The following is a 511-nucleotide window of genomic DNA, read 5'->3' on the forward strand; positions in this document are numbered from 1 at the left end:
ATGATTACCATATCGCCAGAATTGAAACTCTTTATTACGGTTATGCGTTTTTGCTGCTTTTGCAAACAAATCAAGCATCCATTCCTTTCGACTCTCTGGTTCTGACTTGATCAATTGTAGAATTTCTTTTGCAGCAAATTTTTTAAAATCTCGAATAAGACCTGACAAATCATTTTGAGTACTTTGAATAATTAAATGGATATGATTACTCATCACTACATACCCGTATATAACCATACCCTTATTTCGTATACAGTAGTTAATACTTTCTATGATTACATCTTTATATTTCTTTCTGGTAAAAACATCTGCCCAATCTACAACCGTTAATGTAATAAAGTGCGGTTTTGACTGATCTCTTATTTTGTAACCATCTGTTTGCATCGATGAAATATAATAAATTTATTGCTATGCGAAGTTTGCAAATAGAAAAGCAATCACGTAATGATGATTACTTTTTAGTCAATTATGCAATTATTGTTACTTGCTCTCTGTTGACGCTGCGAAGTCA

The 511-nt window shown here is 31.9% G+C and carries 1 protein-coding gene; it reads right to left on the reverse strand.

Annotated features, from left to right (window positions below; genetic code table 11):
• A partial coding sequence (locus tag ACFSJT_RS17840) for a transposase (RefSeq protein WP_378321702.1) occupies positions 1-384 on the reverse strand: 384 nt, incomplete at its 3' end.
• Between the last annotated feature and the right edge of the window lie 127 nt (positions 385-511).

The organism is Aquimarina celericrescens (genome assembly GCF_042682765.1).
Taxonomy (GTDB): Bacteria; Bacteroidota; Bacteroidia; order Flavobacteriales; family Flavobacteriaceae; genus Aquimarina; species Aquimarina celericrescens.